Source organism: uncultured Kiloniella sp. (assembly GCF_937128705.1).
GTDB lineage: Bacteria > Pseudomonadota > Alphaproteobacteria > Kiloniellales > Kiloniellaceae > Kiloniella.
Genome location: NZ_CAKZMP010000324.1, coordinates 1 through 16885 on the forward strand (window position 1 = coordinate 1; position 16885 = coordinate 16885).

Sequence of the window (16885 nt, forward strand, 5' to 3'; positions counted from 1 at the left end):
TTGGCGGGGTGGTGGGCAAAAAGACCCAGAGTGCCGGGCACAATCCGTTGGGTTTCGCCTACGGCAGTACAGTTTGCTGCGCTGATTGTTATTGTTCTGATGGTGCCGCATTTAGTTGGGTTGTTGGGGGGACAGGATTTTGTCGCCCATATGTCAGCAAACAGGTCTGTAGGGCGTTGATGAAAAGGGGTGATGGGGTGACGGTACTGTCGTGAATCACAAAAGCCTGTCGTGGATTACAAAACGCTTGCTTTAGATAAAGAACAGGCCCCGATGGGGGGATTTATCGGGGCCTGCTCATTAAACAAAAGTTAGGGGATGGAGATCAAGCGACCCTAACCTTGCTTAAAAAAGCTTCGACTTCTTTACCTAGTTGGTCTGCATTATCAGTCATTTGGATAATCATACCTTCCACAGCCTGTGCCGCAGCATTTGCATTTTCGGCAGTACTTCGAACGCGATCGATAGTATCCGTAACCTGTCCTGTGCTGTACGACGCTTCTTGTACATTCTGTGCAATATCTTGCGTCGCTTGGTTCTGGCGTTCTACTGATTCTGATATTGTACCAGATATCTCATCGATTTTGGTAATAATATCTTGAATACCTTTAATCGCCCCAACAGCCGTCCCAGTGGCTGACTGCATTGATGTGATCTGTTCCGAAATTTCCTCGGTTGCTTTTGCCGTTTGTGTTGCCAGAGATTTCACCTCGGACGCCACAACGGCAAAGCCTTTTCCTGCTTCACCAGCACGGGCTGCTTCGATTGTTGCGTTGAGTGCCAACAGGTTGGTTTGTTCTGCAATATCTGAAATCAAACCGACAACATCGCCAATTTTACGCGCTGCTTCGGAAAGGCCTTCGACCTCTTCATTTGTCTTCTTAATCTGGCTAACAGCTTCGGTTGCAACCGTCGAAGACTCGCGGACTCGTGTGTCGATCTCTTCAATAGAGCTTGTTAACAGCTGAGATGCATTGGTGACTGCATTAACGCTTTTTGACGCAACATGACAAACTTCGACAATGGCGCTGGCTTCGCTGCTGGTTTCACCGGCAATAGCAGCCATTTCCTGTGCGCCTGCGCTGGATTGCACCGCACTGTTTGCGACCTGTTGTGTCAGGGCACCAACAGACTGTTCAAAGTTACTGGCAAGTTCGGCCAGCATAGCTCTTTTTTCGTCATTGGCACGGCGTTGCTGTTCTTCGTGTTCACTCTGTAGGCGTTCACGTTCAAGAGCGTTGGCGTGGAAGACTTCCATCGCTGAAGCCATGTCTTTTATTTCATCGTTAAATTTGGGTTGAGGAACAGCTGTGTCCGTTTTGCCGTGGGCAAGGTCCATCATAGCTTGGGTCATTTTGCCTAGAGGTGATGTGATGCTCCGGGTGACACCAACGGAGATTACAATTGTTATCAACAAGACAGCAAGCATGATACCAATAAGGAGTTGGGTCCGTTCCAACAAGGCAGCGTCAAAGTCATCCATGTAAACACCAGTGCCTATTATCCAGCCCCAATTGGTGTATTTTTGGACATAGGACAGCTTTTCAACCGGGTTTTCAGATCCCGGCTTTGGCCAAAGATAATCAACAAAACCAGCTCCTGTTTCCGAGTTGTTTACAGCGTCGACAAAGGCGGGAAAGATTAGCTTGCCGTTTTTATCTTCTAGTTTGCTAAGGTCTTTTCCTTCCAAAGCGGGTTTGATCGGGTGCATAATCATTACTGAATCTTTGTCATTGACCCATAGATAATCACTATCACCGTAACGAATGCCGTTGATCGCCGTTAAAGCAGCTTTCTTAGCCTCTTCTTCTGACATTTGCCCATCTTGGGCGCGTTTATAATATCCGTCAGACAAACTGATCGCAGATTCAATGATGTGTTTCAGTTCTGTCTGTTTTTGCTGGAAAAGATCGCTTCGTAAACTGCTAAGAGAAACGCCACCGACGATAAGTAGGCCCAATGAAGCAAAGACAATCAATGCGATTAATCTGTGCCCAATACGGAACCCCGCTTTTTTTATTATATTCATTTGTCTTCCCGGTTCATATGAGGTCAGGAATACAAGCGTATGACGAAAAGATTAAAAATATCTTTTTGGATTAATTAGTCTTGTTTTATTCAACTAAATTAGGGATTCGCCTAACCCATAAAGATAAGGCCAGTCCCGATAACAACGATCATAGCTCCGATCCATGCGCCGATTGCCGGGCGTTCTTTGGTTCTGAACCACATCAGGGGCAGCATAATAACCGGGGTTGTGGCAGACAGGGTTGCGACGATACCGACATCCCCCTTGGACAGGGCATAAAGGATCAAAGTCATCCCGACGAACATGCCGAGAAAGCCTGAAATAACAATATGGGCAATAATCTGGCCGTCTAGTTTGGTTTTTAGCTTGAACGCTTGAACCGGCGCAGAGCATAAAATGACCAAACCAATAGCTGTTATGCCCACACGCATGGCTGATACAGCAAAGGGATCTGCACCCGATGCCATTACGGGTTTTGCGATAAGAGAGCCAACCGACTGTCCTAGGGCAGCAACCAAACCGATGCCAACCCCGATAATTAGCGGCCCTTTAATTGCTTCCCATTTATGAAGCTGATCGCGGCGTTTACCATAGACAATGGCAAGAATAACCCCGGCAATGACAAGGATTGTCCCCAAGAGCGCCATGGGTGGTAAAGCTTCATCCAGAAATATCCAGCCCAACAGAGTGCTCATGGGGGCATTTGTGGAAAAGAGGATAGCTGTGCGTCGAGGGCCAAGCCTGTTCATTGTGGCAAAAAGCGCGGTATCGCCCAGCAAAATTCCAATGAAACCTGATAGCATGATTTCCGCAATTTGGTCTTGCTGAATTGTTTCCCAGCCACCAAAAATTGTGACGTAACTACCAAGCATGGCAAAGACGATAAGCATGCGAACACGATTAAACCCAATGGTCCCAAGGCGCTCTACGGGCATTACAGATACAATGCTACCAACGGCCCAGCAGGTGGCGGCAGAAAGGGCCGCGATTTCAACGAGAAACATAGGGTGTCCTGTTACAGAAAGTTCGTGTGCTTTATATAGCTTAGGTCTTGCGTTGTATTGTTTATTGACCGTGGGAGGACTTTAAAGGGATTGTAAAATCTGGCAAGCCGATAAAAATTATATTTATGAATTAGTTTTTCTAATCCAAATGGCCGCTGATGCTCTTTAGCTGAAAATTGTCTAAATGAAAAACTGGATAAGCCGGATTTTCTGTATCAGACAGTTGAAGCTCTATGGGGCCAAGTTAATTCTGTGTTGTTTTATCAACCTTTTTGGGGTCCCAGATCCGCCATAAACTGATAATGGCCCATAATCCGGGAATAGGTGCGAGTAGTGTAAGCCATTCGTCATCAAACAAATTTCTGATTAATCCAAAGATCACAACAAAGGCAATCACAACCATGATGGTTTTTGTTGTTTTTGAAGGTGGGGCAAGAATGCGCTTTTGTTTTTGCGCGATGTCTTGGGTTGATGAAAGGGCAGCATGCGGGTCCATTGTTGCCTTGGCCCAATCTGGTTCTGCTTTGCCGTTGGTATCGCTACTCCGCCAAACGCCGTCAGATGTCTCTTCGTCCACTATTTCGGCATCAATCACGTTGTTGGCGTGGGACCCGATTTTGTCTTCGTCTTGATCCGGTTTTTTGTTGCCAAGCGCTTTTGAGAGAATACGGTCAAGCCAATCACCAAGGATGGTGGCGAGCATCGCTGTCATGCGAACTGCAATCCACACCGCGATGGCGATACCAAGCATAATGCCGCCAAACTTTACGATCTCAAAGCCAGCCGGGATCTTTTGGTTTTTCAGCATGACAATACTGATGAAGACCAATGGAACTAATATAGCAAGTATGATGCTTAAGCGGCTAACCGCCTTTGTGGTTTTGAATTTATTCATGCCTTGTCGTACCGAACTCTCCCCTGGCCACCTTTATTGGCCGAACACTCAGGTTTAGCAGCATAAATCATCCTGATTGACAGAGTGTTAATTGTTGTTAACCACTCTTCTGGCGTCAGGCTCTTTGTTAAAGAGCTCAATGAATGGGAATAAAGCTTAACTGTTGTCAGCAAACGCGAGCCGAATACCAAAACCGGCAAAGGCAACAGCTGTTGTTCGGCGGAACCAACGCATAAAGCGTTCGCTTTTTAAGGCAAAGTTCCCGACGAAAGCAGCAAAAAAGCCATAGACGATAAAGACCATAAAGGTCATGCCCATGAAAGCCAGCCCAAGGGTAATGGTGTCCATCATCCAGGTTGCTGACTTTGCATCGACAAACTGTGGTAAAAAGGCGAGGAAGAAAATGGATAGTTTGGGGTTGAGGGCGTTGATTAATATGCCTGTGTAGATGATTTTTCGTTTGCTGACAGGAATATCCTTTTTTTGATCAAGCGCTATCGAGCCTTTATCCATCAGCGTTTGGTACGCAAGATAGAGAAGGTATGCCACGCCGCAAAACTTAATAAGTTGAAAAAGCAGCGCGCTGGTATGAAGGATTGCAGCAACCCCGAAAGCGGCGGCGGTCAGGCTAGGTAAAATACTCAAGGTGCATCCGAATGCAGCAGCAAGGCATGCTTTTCGCCCTGCGGAGAGGCCAATTGCGACGGTATAGATGGCACCCGTACCGGGTATGAGGATCACGACAAGTGATGTAATCAAAAACTCAACGGACATAACTGTTCCCTTTGCAGAAAGGTCAGGTGAACCGAAGTTTGACGACCTCTTGTGATAAGTGCTGCGACAGGTAGCCTAAATAAAGAGAGAGTTGTGTCGCGGGAAGCAGGGTATCGTGATGCCTTTGAAATAACAATACCTCTTGGGCGTTGCCTATCTCTTAGGAGGCCAAAAAGATAATCGAGAAAGACAAGTCCAAAATGAATAGCCCCTAATACCACCCATAATATCATTAAGTGTTATTGATATATTCGATGCTTAATAGTTTGGGCATAATGGTTTGGGGTGTATAGAATTTATGTGCTTTTAAAAATCTCTCTTAAAGCTCTTTCTTAAAATTCTCGGGCAATTGAGAATTGTACAGCACCAATGAGGGCGGATTTCTCGGGGCTATCCGGGAATATATTTAGCTCAGTTATGGCTTTTTCAACATAATCACGGGCTGTTGCCATGCTATCTTCAAGCGCGTTGTATTTGTTCAACAGGGCGATTGCTGTGTCCAAGTCGTCGTCATTCTGGTCAAGATTTTCAATGACGCGCTTCCAGAAAGCTTTCTCTTCATCATTTGCCCGTTCATAGGCGAGAATGATGGGCAGAGTCATTTTACCTTCGCGGAAATCGTCCCCGACAGTTTTGCCCAAGGCAGCCTGTTTGGCAGAATAATCAAGGATGTCATCGACAAGCTGGAAGGCAATACCGAGATACTGACCATAGTTTTCCAGTGCCTGCTCTTCGTTCTTCGGGCGTTCTGCAACCACGGCACCAAGCTGACAGGATGCCGCAAAAAGAACAGCCGTTTTACCACTGATGACTTCCAGATAGGCATCACGATCTGTTTCCAGATCGTTTGTTGTCATTAGCTGTTGCACTTCGCCCTCGGCAATAATAGCAGAGGCATCTGATAGAATGCGTATGACTTCGAGAGAACTGTCACGGGACATAAGCTGAAAGGCACGGCTGAACAGAAAATCACCGACAAGAACGCTAGGCTTGTTACCAAAAATGGCGTTTGCTGTGTCGCGTCCGCGACGAAGGTCACTTTCATCGACCACATCATCATGTAAAAGCGTCGCTGTATGAATGAATTCAATACAGGCGGCCAGTCCGAAATGTCGATCACCCTGGTAGCCACAAAGACGTGCTGACGCGAGCGTTAACAAGGGGCGCAATCTTTTGCCGCCAGCAGCAATTAAATGCCCGGCAAGCTGTGGAATGAGAACCACATTGGATTGCATATGCTTCATGATCAAGGCGTTCACAGCCTGCAAGTCGTCGGATACGAGGTCCATCAGGACGTCCATGCCATTCTTGGGCACACCGTTTTTTTGCATGTCGTTTTGAGATCCGCTATTTTTAGATCCGGGGCCAGAGGTGACGTCAGGATCTTTTTGATCAGATTTTACATCCGCAGCAATGGCCACGTTCTTCCCCTAATAATTACCAAGGTTCATGAAAGCTAAGTTAAGGATGTTTTATTCCGGTCGTATTCCCCGACCGTAATTCCTCAATTGCTATTCCGGAACCGTTATTCCCGATAGGTCGTTCTTATAGGAAGGGGCTAGGGGAGTAAACCGGATACAGCATTTTATAAGCGGGATAACGGTATTTTTATGCCAGTGTGATGATTAAGAAACAGGTGAATGGATAAAATTTTGATTGTGAACATAAAGGTTAAGGCATTGGAGATCAGGGGCAGATAGTCGGGGGAGGTAATCTGAGCAGACAATCAGTTGTCTAAAACTTTTCTTTATTTGATTGCCTGCTTTGATTGGATCTCTCGCTATGCCTGTTACTGGCTGGCACTAAGTAAGTGTTGCCAAGCTAATAGTTTGTTCAGGCTGCTTTCTTGTTGATAATTCGGGAAAGGTGAGAATCTTTTTTGAGCAAGAAGTCGATTAATCTGCTCTGATAATCTTCAGGCACGGCCTGAATAACAGAGGGCCGTATCGACAGGTTTTGTCGATATTTTAGAACACGTGGGGTGGTTGCGAAAAAGTTATCCGACATAAAAAGATCGAATGTATCGAAATAACGAAAGATAGGCCCATAAACGGCATCAATAAACTGAAAATTATCCGAGGCAAAAAAGTTCGTATCCCTTAATTGAACTTCGAGCTGTTCAAACTTGCTGGTAATAACGGCGCGTTTATCCTCAAACGCTTTACTGTCCTGTGCGCTATAAAGGCCCGCGATCGTAGCAAGGATTGTTGAACCAAATTCAATCCATGATCGGTGACGTGCTTTTTCAAAAGGATCAATGGGGTGAAGCGATCCTGTTGTTACTTCGTCCAGATATTCACCGATGACGGCTGATTCAAATAAAACGCCCTGTTCTGTCTTTAATAGTGGCACCTTTCCAAGCGGAGATATCTTTTTGAACCAATCGGGTTTATCGGCCAGGTTGATGTAGGTACGATTATGAGGGATTTCTTTCTCATCAAGAATGATGATTGCCCTTTGTACATAAGGACAAAGAGCAAAGCTGACGAGATCAATTTGCCCACCGCTGAACTCTTTTGTTTGATTATTGTTTGTCATCAGTTTCTCCTGTTTCAGGGAAAATTTTATGGCCAGAGCTATTGGGTAATCCGCAGTTATTGGATAATCCAGAGCGATTGGCATAATTAAATGGGCATAATTAAATGGAAGGTAATTGTCCTTCTGCTTGTTATGATTTAATCTGTTCATTTGTGGAGTTCAATTATATGAATATGAAAATTATCTTTGCATGAATGAACAGGGTGAATATTGGCGTGATTTACGAACGGTTCTGGCTGTGGCAAAGGCGGGATCGCTTTCGGGTGCTGCGCGGCTGTTGGGGATTAGTCATGCAACCGTTTTTCGGCACATAAATCATATCGAAGAAAAGCTGGAAGCTAAGTTGTTCGAACGTAACAGGGACGGATACGTTTTAACGGCCGCAGGTGAAGCCATAACCCACAGGGTAGAACAGTTCGATCATGATCTTGTCGCGCTGGAGCGTCAAATTTTAGGGGAAGAGCTGCAACCACGTGGCTTGGTCCGAATAACGACGACGGATACGCTGTTAATAAACTTTCTTTCCCCAGTCTTTGCCGATCTACAAAGAGCATATCCTGACATAGAGCTTGAAATTGGCTGTTCGAATGAGTTGGTTAATTTAAATAAACGCGAAGCCGAAATAGCCATCAGGCCCAGTAAAAAGAGTCCGGATAATATGGTCGGTAGAAAGATGGCTGATATTCGGGTCGGGATCTATGGACGCGTTCAAGATCATGAATATTTACTGGATGGTAATCGTGAAATCGAAAGTCTTGATGGATTAAGGGACCTGAACTGGATTGGCCCGGATGAAAGTCTTGCTCATTTAAGGATCTATAAATGGCTGCAACGCAATGGCCTCTACGGGCAGGTGAAAACCCGATATAATAGTTTGCTGGCGGTTGCTGATGCGGTACGTCATGGGGGTGGTGTTGCTATTTTGCCTTGTTTTATGGCGGCAATAGACCCTAGTTTGCTGGCTTTGAAGACGCCACTTGATGGCTTTGATAATGAACTTTGGCTTCTGACGCATCCTGATCTACGGAAGGTTGGTCGTATTCGGGCTTGTATGGATTTTTTATCCTCGGCGATTGACCAAAAGAAACATCTTCTCGCGGGTGAGTTCTGACATTGGTCGGAAATGGATGTTCCGACAGGGCTTATTCACCGGCATTTTTTTAACGGGCAAGGTTTTTCCACGGGAAGTGGTTATTCAGTAACAATGTTTAATTTTAGTCGTGTATTGATCGAATACCGACGGGGGTAAAGAAGGTGGGGGTAAGTTGTTTGTGATCTTTTCTTGCCGCCTGCTTGTTTGAACGATAGGTTCCTGCAAAGAACAATATAAGAAGACCTTTGCTGATCTGGCTTTCCTTGGTTCTGCGTAAGATGTTCTGTTCTGATGTGTGTTGTTTTTATACTGGATCTTAACGGGCTATCGAGTGTGATTGAAATCTATCGTACCAATGACATTGTTAAAATTTCCTGGCTTCAGGCATTGCTGTCTGATGGGGGGATAGAGTGCGCGGTTTTGGATCAACATGCATCTATTATCGAAGGGTCCATTGGAGCTATTCAGCGTAGGGTTATGGTGTTAGAAGAAGATGCCTTGCGGGCACGTCGGATCTTACACGATGCAGGTGAGATTGAGGGAGATATCTAATGCCGGATCTTCCCAAGAGGTTTCCTGAAAGCCTTCTCAAGGATTTTGCCCTGACCGAAGATGAGTTTATTGGTGGAAAAGTGACTGTTTTCCAACCTGCAAAGGGATATCGGGCGGGCATTGACGCCGTGCTTTTGGCGGCAACGGTTGAGATGAAATCAGGCGCGAAAATACTGGATCTTGGCAGCGGTGTTGGAACCGCGGGATTATGCTTGATGGGGCGAGAGCCTCAGGCAAAGGTCACAGCCTTGGAATTGCAACCCGTTCTGTTTCAAATTGCGCAAAAAAACAGAGACGTAAATCACCTGCACGATCGCTGGTCTTTGGTGAACGGCGACTTGTTACGGTTACCGGATGATCTGGCTCTGGGGTCTTTTGATCAGGTTATCTGCAATCCCCCCTTTATGCCCAAGGGGTCGTCACATGCATCACCTGACCCAATAAAGCTGCTGGCAAATCACGAAGGTGAAGCAACATTGCGAGACTGGATGTTGGCGGCTTTGAAATTGGTGAAGCAAAAAGGTGCGGTAACAATTATTCATCGGGCGGACCGTCTGGATGAAATCCTGTCTGTGTTTCGCGAAAAAAAAGCAGGGGCAATCGAAGTTTGTCCGCTATGGCCTTACGAAGGACAGCCCGCCAAGCGTGTTATCGTACGGGCGCGGCGAGGAATATCGAAGCCGATGATGATTTCCGCAGGACATAAACTGCACAAAACAGATGGCTCTTATACAGATGTAATTGACGGGGCTTTAAGACGGGGAGGGGCACTCCCACTTTAAGGGCGAAAAGATTTTTCGCTTTTGGTCCACAAAGTCGGACTGTTCACGGTTGTGGGATTTCTTTTCAACGGTTACAAGTTTTTGGAACAATTTTAATAAGGCACATTATGAAGCTTAAAAAGCTATTAGCTAAACTTCCTATCGAATGTTTTCGCAATCCCCCTGCCAAGGTTGCTGTTGTTGCGCTTCATGGCGTGATCGGTGCCGCAGGTCCAATGCGGTCTGGTCTTACTCTTGCTTCTGTCGAAGATCAATTGACCGAAGCTTTTAAGATGGATGATATCAAGGCTGTTGCCCTGTCGATCAATTCACCCGGGGGATCACCTGTTCAATCTGATCTGATCGGCCGCTTGATCCGGGACTTGGCAGATAAACATGAAATAAAAGTCTATGCTTTTTGCGAAGATGTGGCCGCTTCGGGTGGATATTGGCTGGCTTGTGCCGCCGATGAAATTTATGCCATGGAATCATCTGTGATTGGGTCCATCGGGGTGATTTCCTCGGGATTTGGTTTTCCTGAACTGATTAAGAAACATGGTATTGAACGCCGCGTACGCACCGCTGGTGATCTTAAATCCACGCTTGATCCTTTTGAAAAGGAAAGCCCCAGAGATGTCAAACGCCTGAAAGGCATTCTGACCCAGATCCATGAAAACTTTATGGATTGGGTACGAGGACGCCGGACTGGTAAGCTCAAGGCTGATGAAAAAGAAATCTTTTCTGGTGAATTCTGGACAGGTGTCACAGCCAAAGAGTACGGTTTGATCGATGGTCTGGGATCAATGCATCAGATCATGCGTTTTGAATTTGGTGAAAAGGTTAAACTCATCAAAGTCGAAGGCAAGCGTAGCTGGTTGAAGGCTAAATTGGGCCTTGGTGGCGGTGATGCCCTTATGAAAGGGGCCGGACTGGCAGGTTTGAGTGGTGTAAACGCCGCTGATATTGCTGGTGGTGTGATGGCCGCTGTTGAAGAACGCGCTCATTGGGACCGTTACGGTCTGTAGCTCATAAGAACTGCTTGGGTGGTTCGAGAGAACTGTTTTGGTTCTGGTCAATTTTTGTTCAGAACGGTTTGAAGACAATGGAATCCGGGATAATCTGGTCTTGGATTCCCCTGAACGACAAACAATAAAAAACACCGCAATACGCGGTATGGTTAGGATAGTATGTTCGGAATACCCTCTATAGGTAAGTTGCTGGTACTCGGATTGGTTATTGGCGGGGTTTATCTGTTTTTCAAAGTCAAAGGCCGACGGGAACAATCGCTTGGTAATGGTGCCAAGAAAAACGCGCGGCAAAATACCGGACGTACACCAAGTCAAAGTCAAGAAAATCAAGATGATAACGGGTCGCTGGATATGGTCCAGTGTCCAGCGTGTAAAGCGTATATTCCTGCCAAGAGCAAATGCTCTTGCGGGGGCAATGGCTAGAAGCGACAAAAAATATCTCGACTCCGGCATTGTGGCTGTTGATTCCAAATGCTGGTCATTATAAGTTCATTCAAATTTCGCACTGCAGCAAAATGACAAATAACGATATGTCCCAGTCTGACGCAAAAAAGTCCGACGTAAAAAAGTCCGATGACCTTAATAGCCCGGCTCAAGCTTCGGCTTCCCCGGTAAAAACACGGGCGAAAACAAAGGTCATTGTTGACCCTGAAAGGTGTGTGCAACGCCTTATTCTCAAATTACAGGATTACTGGGCGCGTCAGGGCTGCGTTATTCTTCAGCCCTATGACGTCGAAGTCGGCGCTGGAACGTTCCACCCCGCGACAACCCTTCGGTCTTTGGGACCAGATACTTGGCGTGCAGCTTATGTGCAGCCTTGTCGTCGCCCGACGGATGGTCGTTACGGGAACAACCCGAACCGTCTGCAGCACTACTACCAGTTTCAGGTTATTATGAAGCCATCCCCGGCAAACTCGCAGGAACTTTACCTGGGGTCGCTGGATGCCATTGGCATTGATTCATCCAAACACGATCTTCGTTTTGTCGAAGATGACTGGGAAAGCCCGACACTGGGTGCCTGGGGCCTTGGTTGGGAAGTTTGGTGTGACGGTATGGAAGTCAGCCAGTTTACCTACTTCCAGCAAGTTGGTGGTATCGAATGTAATCCCGTGCCATTGGAACTGACATACGGACTTGAGCGTTTGTTCATGTATGTTCAGGGCGTGGAAAATGTCTATGACCTCGACTGGGATGGTGTCCCTGCTGAAGACGGTGGGAAAACCTATGGCGATGTTTTCCATCAGAACGAAGTAGAGTTTTCGACTTATAACTTTGAAATCGCTTCGACGGATGAGCTTTTTGACCACTTCAAAGAAGCCGAGGCCGAATGTGCCCGCATCCTGAAGTTTGGCGAAGCCAATGCCGAGAAAAATGGTAAAGCCAAAGGTAACCTGTTGCCGCTGCCTGCCTATGATCAATGTCTAAAAGCCAGTCACCTCTTTAACTTGCTGGATGCACGCGGGGTTATTTCTGTAACCGAGCGTCAGGCCTATATTGGCCGTGTGCGAGATCTTGCTAAAGCATGTTGCGAAGCCTGGAATAAAACCCAGTTGGAAGAGGTTTAAGGGTATGTCTGAATTTCTACTTGAGCTTCATTCCGAAGAAATCCCGGCGCGTATGCAGGCAAAAGCTGCGGCTGATCTTAAAAATATCGTTTCGAACCAGCTCAAAGGCGCAGGCCTGGCCTTTACCGATGCGCGTGCTTTTGTAACGCCGCGTCGTCTGGCCCTGGTTATTGATGGCTTGCCTGAAAAGCAGCCCGATGTCAGTGAAGAGAAAAAAGGCCCAAAAGTTGGCGCGCATGAAAAGGCGCTTGAAGGCTTTATGAAGGCCAACGGTCTGACCTCTATTGATCAGGCCGAAATCCGAAATACACCCAAGGGTGATTTTTACTTCGTGGTCAACGAAATCAAAGGGCGGGAAACCACCGAAGTTCTTTCCGAGATTGTTGTCGAAACAATCAAGAGCTTCCCATGGCCGAAATCCATGAAGTGGTCGAAAAATTCTTTCCGTTGGGTGCGCCCCCTACATTCTATTCTGGCGATTTTCAAGGGCGAAACCCTCAAGGGTTCTTTTGATTTTGGCAATCAGACACTTGAATTTTGTAACCGTACCCGTGGTCATCGCTTTCTGGCCCCGGACTGGTTCGAAGTTAAAAATCTGGATGATTACCTGCACAAGCTTCGCCTTGCCAAGGTACTTGTAGATGAAAACGAGCGCCGTGATCTGATCGAAACACAGGCTAAAGAACTTTGTGTTGCCGAGGGTGTAACACTAAAAGATGATCAGGGACTTTTGAACGAAGTCACAGGTCTGGTGGAATGGCCTGTTTTGTTGATGGGGCGTATTGCTGATCGCTTTATGACAGTGCCACACGAAGTCCTTTCGACTTCGATGAAAGAGCACCAGAAGTATTTTTCTGTTCTTGATAAAGACGGTAAACTGGCAAACCGTTTTGTCTTTGCGGCAAATACAGAGACCGCAGACGAAGGCAAAACGATTATTTCAGGTAACGAGCGCGTTCTTGCCTCTCGTTTATCGGATGCCGAGTTCTTTTGGGATCAAGATAAGAAATCGAAGCTTGAAACCCGTGTGGATGGGCTGAAATCTATTGTCTTCCAGGCCAAGCTGGGCACATTAGCTGAAAAGATTGTTCGAGTGCAGGATCTTGCCGGTAACATTGCCGAGCAAACCGGATGTAATCCTGTGTATGCTCGTCGTGCCGCTGAACTCGCCAAGGCAGATTTAAGCACTGGTATGGTCTATGAATTTCCTGAATTACAGGGCATTATGGGCCGTTATTACGCCTTGCATGACGGTGAAAGCCCACTGGTTGCCGAAGCCATTGCAGACCACTATTCCCCACTTGGGCCGTCTGACCGTTGTCCTTCTGCGCCAATTTCAGTGGCTGTTGCCCTTGCTGATAAAATCGACACGCTGGTTGGCTTTTTCGGTATTGATGAGTTGCCAACAGGGTCAAAAGATCCCTTTGCGCTGCGCCGTGCCGCGCTTAGCATTATTCGCCTGATAACAGAAAACAGCTTGCAGATTAATTTGCGCCAAGCATTCGCGGCAAGCTTTTCGGCCTATACAGGCCAATTGACGCAACCCGAAGATAAAACCATAGATGGTTTGATGTCTTTTATTGCTGATCGTCTCAAGGTCGCATTGAAAGACAAAGGGGTTCGTCACGATTTGATTACAGCTGTCTTTGCCCTTGGGGACGAAGATGATCTGGTTCGGTTGCTGGCCCGTGTTGATGCACTTGCCGGATTGCTGAAAACCGATGATGGGGTCAACCTTCTGGCCGCTTACCGTCGGGCAGCGAACATTGTCCGGATTGAAGAGAAAAAAGATAAAGCGGTATTCGATGCGACAGTCGATACTGTGTTGTTGCAACAGTCTGAAGAACAGGCGTTGCACGGGGCTTTAGAAAAAGCCTCCCAGGAAGCCACAAAGGCACTGGAACGTGAAGATTTCACCGGGGCGATGGCGGCACTTGCCGGACTTCGACCTCCGATGGACGCGTTTTTTGATAAGGTAACGGTGAACGATGATGACCCGACCTTGCGAAAAAACCGTCTGTGCTTGTTATCTCGGATTGGTGTGATCCTGGGGCAGGTTGCAGACTTCTCACGAATAGAAGGATAGATGAGAACATGACCAAATGGGTCTACAGTTTCGGGAATGGCAAGGCTGACGGCAAAGCCGACATGAAGGAACTACTCGGCGGCAAGGGGGCTAACCTTGCCGAGATGTCATCGCTGGGACTTCCGGTCCCACCCGGTTTTACCATCTCTACCGAAGTCTGTACGGCCTATTATGATAATGATCGAAACTATCCGGATGATCTGTCTGGTCAGGTTGATAAAGCCCTTGGCCAAATTGAAAATATTGTCGGTGTAAAGTTCGGAGACAACGCGAACCCTCTGCTTGTTTCTGTTCGTTCCGGTGCTCGGGCCTCTATGCCAGGTATGATGGACACTGTCCTTAATCTTGGCCTTAACGATATCACTGTCGAAGGTCTAGCGAAGGTATCAGGCGACGAACGCTTTGCCTATGACAGCTATCGCCGCTTTATCCAGATGTACAGTGATGTGGTACTCGAAGTTGATCACCACTTCTTCGAAGAAGTTCTGGAGCTTCACAAAGAAGATAACGGCCTGATCCTTGATACAGAACTTTCCGCCGAAGACTGGAAGGGTATCATCGTCCAGTACAAGAAGATTGTTGAAGAAGAATACGGACAGCCTTTCCCGCAAGACCCGAAAGAACAGCTTTGGGGCGCGGTATCTGCTGTATTCGGGTCTTGGATGAACGCCCGTGCAACGACCTATCGTAAACTCAACGATATCCCCGCAGCGTGGGGAACCGCGGTCAACGTACAGGCCATGGTCTTTGGTAACATGGGTGATGATTGTTCGACTGGTGTTGCCTTTACCCGTAATCCTTCGACCGGTGAAAATGCTTTCTATGGTGAGTACCTGATCAATGCGCAGGGCGAAGACGTGGTTGCGGGTATTCGTACGCCGCAGAACCTGACCATCAAAGGTAAAGAAGAACAAAACTCTGACCTTCCATCTATGGAAGAGACAATGCCAGAGGTGTTCAAGCAGCTTGATGAAACGCGTCATATCCTTGAAAAGCACTATCGCGATATGCAGGACATTGAATTTACCGTTCAGTCCAACAAGCTCTTTATGCTGCAAACACGTGCAGGGAAACGTACAACGGCCGCGGCGCTTCAGATTGCCGTTGATATGGTCGACGAAGGCTTGATCACAAAAGAAGAGGCCGTTGGCCGTGTTGAACCTGCGGCGCTTGATCAACTATTGCACCCGACACTTGATCCCAAAGCAGACCGTAACGTTATTGGGCATGGTTTGCCGGCATCACCAGGTGCGGCATCCGGACAGATTGTTTTCTCTGCCGATGAAGCAGAGAAAATGGCACAATCCGGTAAGGGCGTTATTCTTTGCCGGACCGAAACATCACCGGAAGATATTCATGGCATGCATGCTGCGAAAGGTATTTTGACCTCTCGTGGTGGAATGACATCACACGCGGCTGTGGTTGCGCGTGGCATGGGGCGTCCTTGTGTGTCCGGTGCGGGTGATCTGCGCATGGATTACAAAAACGAAACCATGATTGTTCGTGGTGAAGAACTTAAAGCTGGTGACATCATTACCATCGACGGCAGTAATGGCGAAGTTATGTTGGGCGAAATCCCAACAATTCAGCCTGAAATGTCTGGTAATTTCTCTACCCTTATGGAATGGGCAGACAAAATCCGGACCATGAAGGTACGGACCAACGCCGAAACACCAAATGATTGTCGTACAGCACGCAGTTTTGGCGCGGAAGGCATTGGGCTTTGCCGTACAGAGCACATGTTCTTTGACGCAGACCGCATTGTTGCCGTGCGTGAAATGATCCTGTCTGATGATGAAGCAGGACGTCGTAAAGCTTTGGATAAAATCTTGCCGATGCAGCGCGAAGATTTTGTCGAGATCTTCAAGATTATGGCGGGTTTACCTGTGACAATTCGGTTGCTCGATCCACCATTGCACGAGTTCCTGCCGCACGGCGAGGAAGAAATGCAGGATGTTGCCGATGCGGCGGGTGTGCCGATTGAAAAGCTGCATGCGCGTGCCGCAAAGATGTCGGAAACAAACCCGATGCTTGGGCACCGTGGGTGTCGTTTGGGCATTTCCTATCCGGAAATTTATGAAATGCAGGCCCGCGCCATTTTTGAAGCCGCTGCACAGGTATCAAAATCCGAAGGCCAGACTGTTGAGCCAGAGGTCATGATCCCGCTGGTTGGCATGAAGAAAGAGCTCGAGATCCTCAAAGCACTTGTTGACCGGGTTGCCAAAGAAGTGATGGCCGCCGAAGGTGTTGAGATGAAGTACCTTGTCGGTACGATGATTGAGCTACCGCGTGCCGCGCTTCGTGCCGGAGATATTGCGGAAGAAGCTGAGTTTTTCTCTTTCGGGACCAATGATCTGACGCAAACAACCTTTGGTCTGTCGCGGGACGATGCGGGTAATTTCCTTGGCGCTTACGAGCGTAATGGCATCATCGAACAGGACCCGTTTATCTCTTTGGATCAGGAAGGCGTTGGCGAGCTGGTTGAGATTGCTGCAGAACGTGGTCGGAAGACCCGTGGTGATATCAAGCTTGGTATCTGTGGTGAACATGGTGGTGATCC

At 47.4% G+C, this 16885-nt stretch carries 15 protein-coding genes; 9 read left to right on the plus strand and 6 right to left on the minus strand.

The annotated features are described in order from the left end of the window. Positions 1-180: hypothetical protein (locus tag Q0241_RS16190; RefSeq protein WP_299379338.1), on the plus strand; the 180-nt coding region annotated here is incomplete at its 5' end. Positions 181-325: 145 nt separating this feature from the next. Here the strand turns inward: Q0241_RS16190 and Q0241_RS16195 are convergent. From Q0241_RS16195 to Q0241_RS16220, 6 genes are all read right to left on the minus strand, one after another. Then, entirely contained in the window at positions 326-2029 is a 1704-nt protein-coding gene (locus tag Q0241_RS16195) for a methyl-accepting chemotaxis protein (RefSeq protein WP_299379341.1), read from the minus strand. 110 nt (positions 2030-2139) lie between these two features. After that, positions 2140-3033, minus strand: coding sequence for a DMT family transporter (locus Q0241_RS16200; protein WP_299379344.1), 894 nt, complete (start codon positions 3031-3033; stop codon positions 2140-2142). 244 nt (positions 3034-3277) lie between these two features. Next, positions 3278-3928: a hypothetical protein gene (locus Q0241_RS16205; RefSeq protein WP_299379347.1), complete on the minus strand. Its 651-nt coding sequence runs from the start codon at positions 3926-3928 to the stop codon at positions 3278-3280. 156 nt (positions 3929-4084) lie between these two features. Then, complete coding sequence (locus tag Q0241_RS16210; RefSeq protein ID WP_299379350.1) at positions 4085-4702, minus strand: LysE family translocator; 618 nt, start codon at positions 4700-4702, stop codon at positions 4085-4087. 332 nt (positions 4703-5034) lie between these two features. Further along, positions 5035-6033: a polyprenyl synthetase family protein gene (locus tag Q0241_RS16215; RefSeq protein ID WP_299379380.1), complete on the minus strand. Its 999-nt coding sequence runs from the start codon at positions 6031-6033 to the stop codon at positions 5035-5037. Positions 6034-6535: 502 nt separating this feature from the next. Beyond that, positions 6536-7240, minus strand: coding sequence for a glutathione S-transferase family protein (locus tag Q0241_RS16220; protein WP_299379353.1), 705 nt, complete (start codon positions 7238-7240; stop codon positions 6536-6538). Between the two features lie 190 nt (positions 7241-7430). Here Q0241_RS16220 and Q0241_RS16225 point away from each other — a divergent pair, with 190 nt between their 5' ends. From Q0241_RS16225 to ppdK, 8 genes are all read left to right on the plus strand, one after another. Further along, positions 7431-8351 carry a LysR family transcriptional regulator gene (locus Q0241_RS16225; protein WP_299379356.1) on the plus strand — a complete coding sequence of 307 codons (921 nt, stop codon included), beginning with the start codon at positions 7431-7433 and terminating at the stop codon, positions 8349-8351. 315 nt (positions 8352-8666) lie between these two features. Beyond that, entirely contained in the window at positions 8667-8885 is a 219-nt protein-coding gene (locus Q0241_RS16230; protein WP_299379359.1) for a DUF2007 domain-containing protein, read from the plus strand. Then, positions 8885-9667, plus strand: a complete 783-nt coding sequence (locus Q0241_RS16235) for a methyltransferase (protein ID WP_299379362.1) — start codon at positions 8885-8887, stop codon at positions 9665-9667. Before Q0241_RS16230 ends, Q0241_RS16235 begins: the two co-directional genes overlap by 1 nt. A gap of 107 nt (positions 9668-9774) precedes the next feature. Beyond that, positions 9775-10671: a S49 family peptidase gene (locus Q0241_RS16240; RefSeq protein ID WP_299379365.1), complete on the plus strand. Its 897-nt coding sequence runs from the start codon at positions 9775-9777 to the stop codon at positions 10669-10671. Between the two features lie 162 nt (positions 10672-10833). Then, on the plus strand, positions 10834-11097 hold the full coding sequence (locus Q0241_RS16245; protein WP_299379368.1) for a hypothetical protein: 264 nt from the start codon (positions 10834-10836) through the stop codon (positions 11095-11097). 107 nt (positions 11098-11204) lie between these two features. Then, positions 11205-12239, plus strand: a complete 1035-nt coding sequence (locus Q0241_RS16250; RefSeq protein WP_299379371.1) for a glycine--tRNA ligase subunit alpha — start codon at positions 11205-11207, stop codon at positions 12237-12239. 4 nt (positions 12240-12243) lie between these two features. After that, complete coding sequence (gene glyS / locus Q0241_RS16255; RefSeq protein ID WP_299379374.1) at positions 12244-14325, plus strand: glycine--tRNA ligase subunit beta; 2082 nt, start codon at positions 12244-12246, stop codon at positions 14323-14325. Positions 14326-14333: 8 nt separating this feature from the next. Then, the coding region (gene ppdK / locus Q0241_RS16260) for a pyruvate, phosphate dikinase (RefSeq protein WP_299379377.1) at positions 14334-16885 on the plus strand (2552 nt) is incomplete at its 3' end.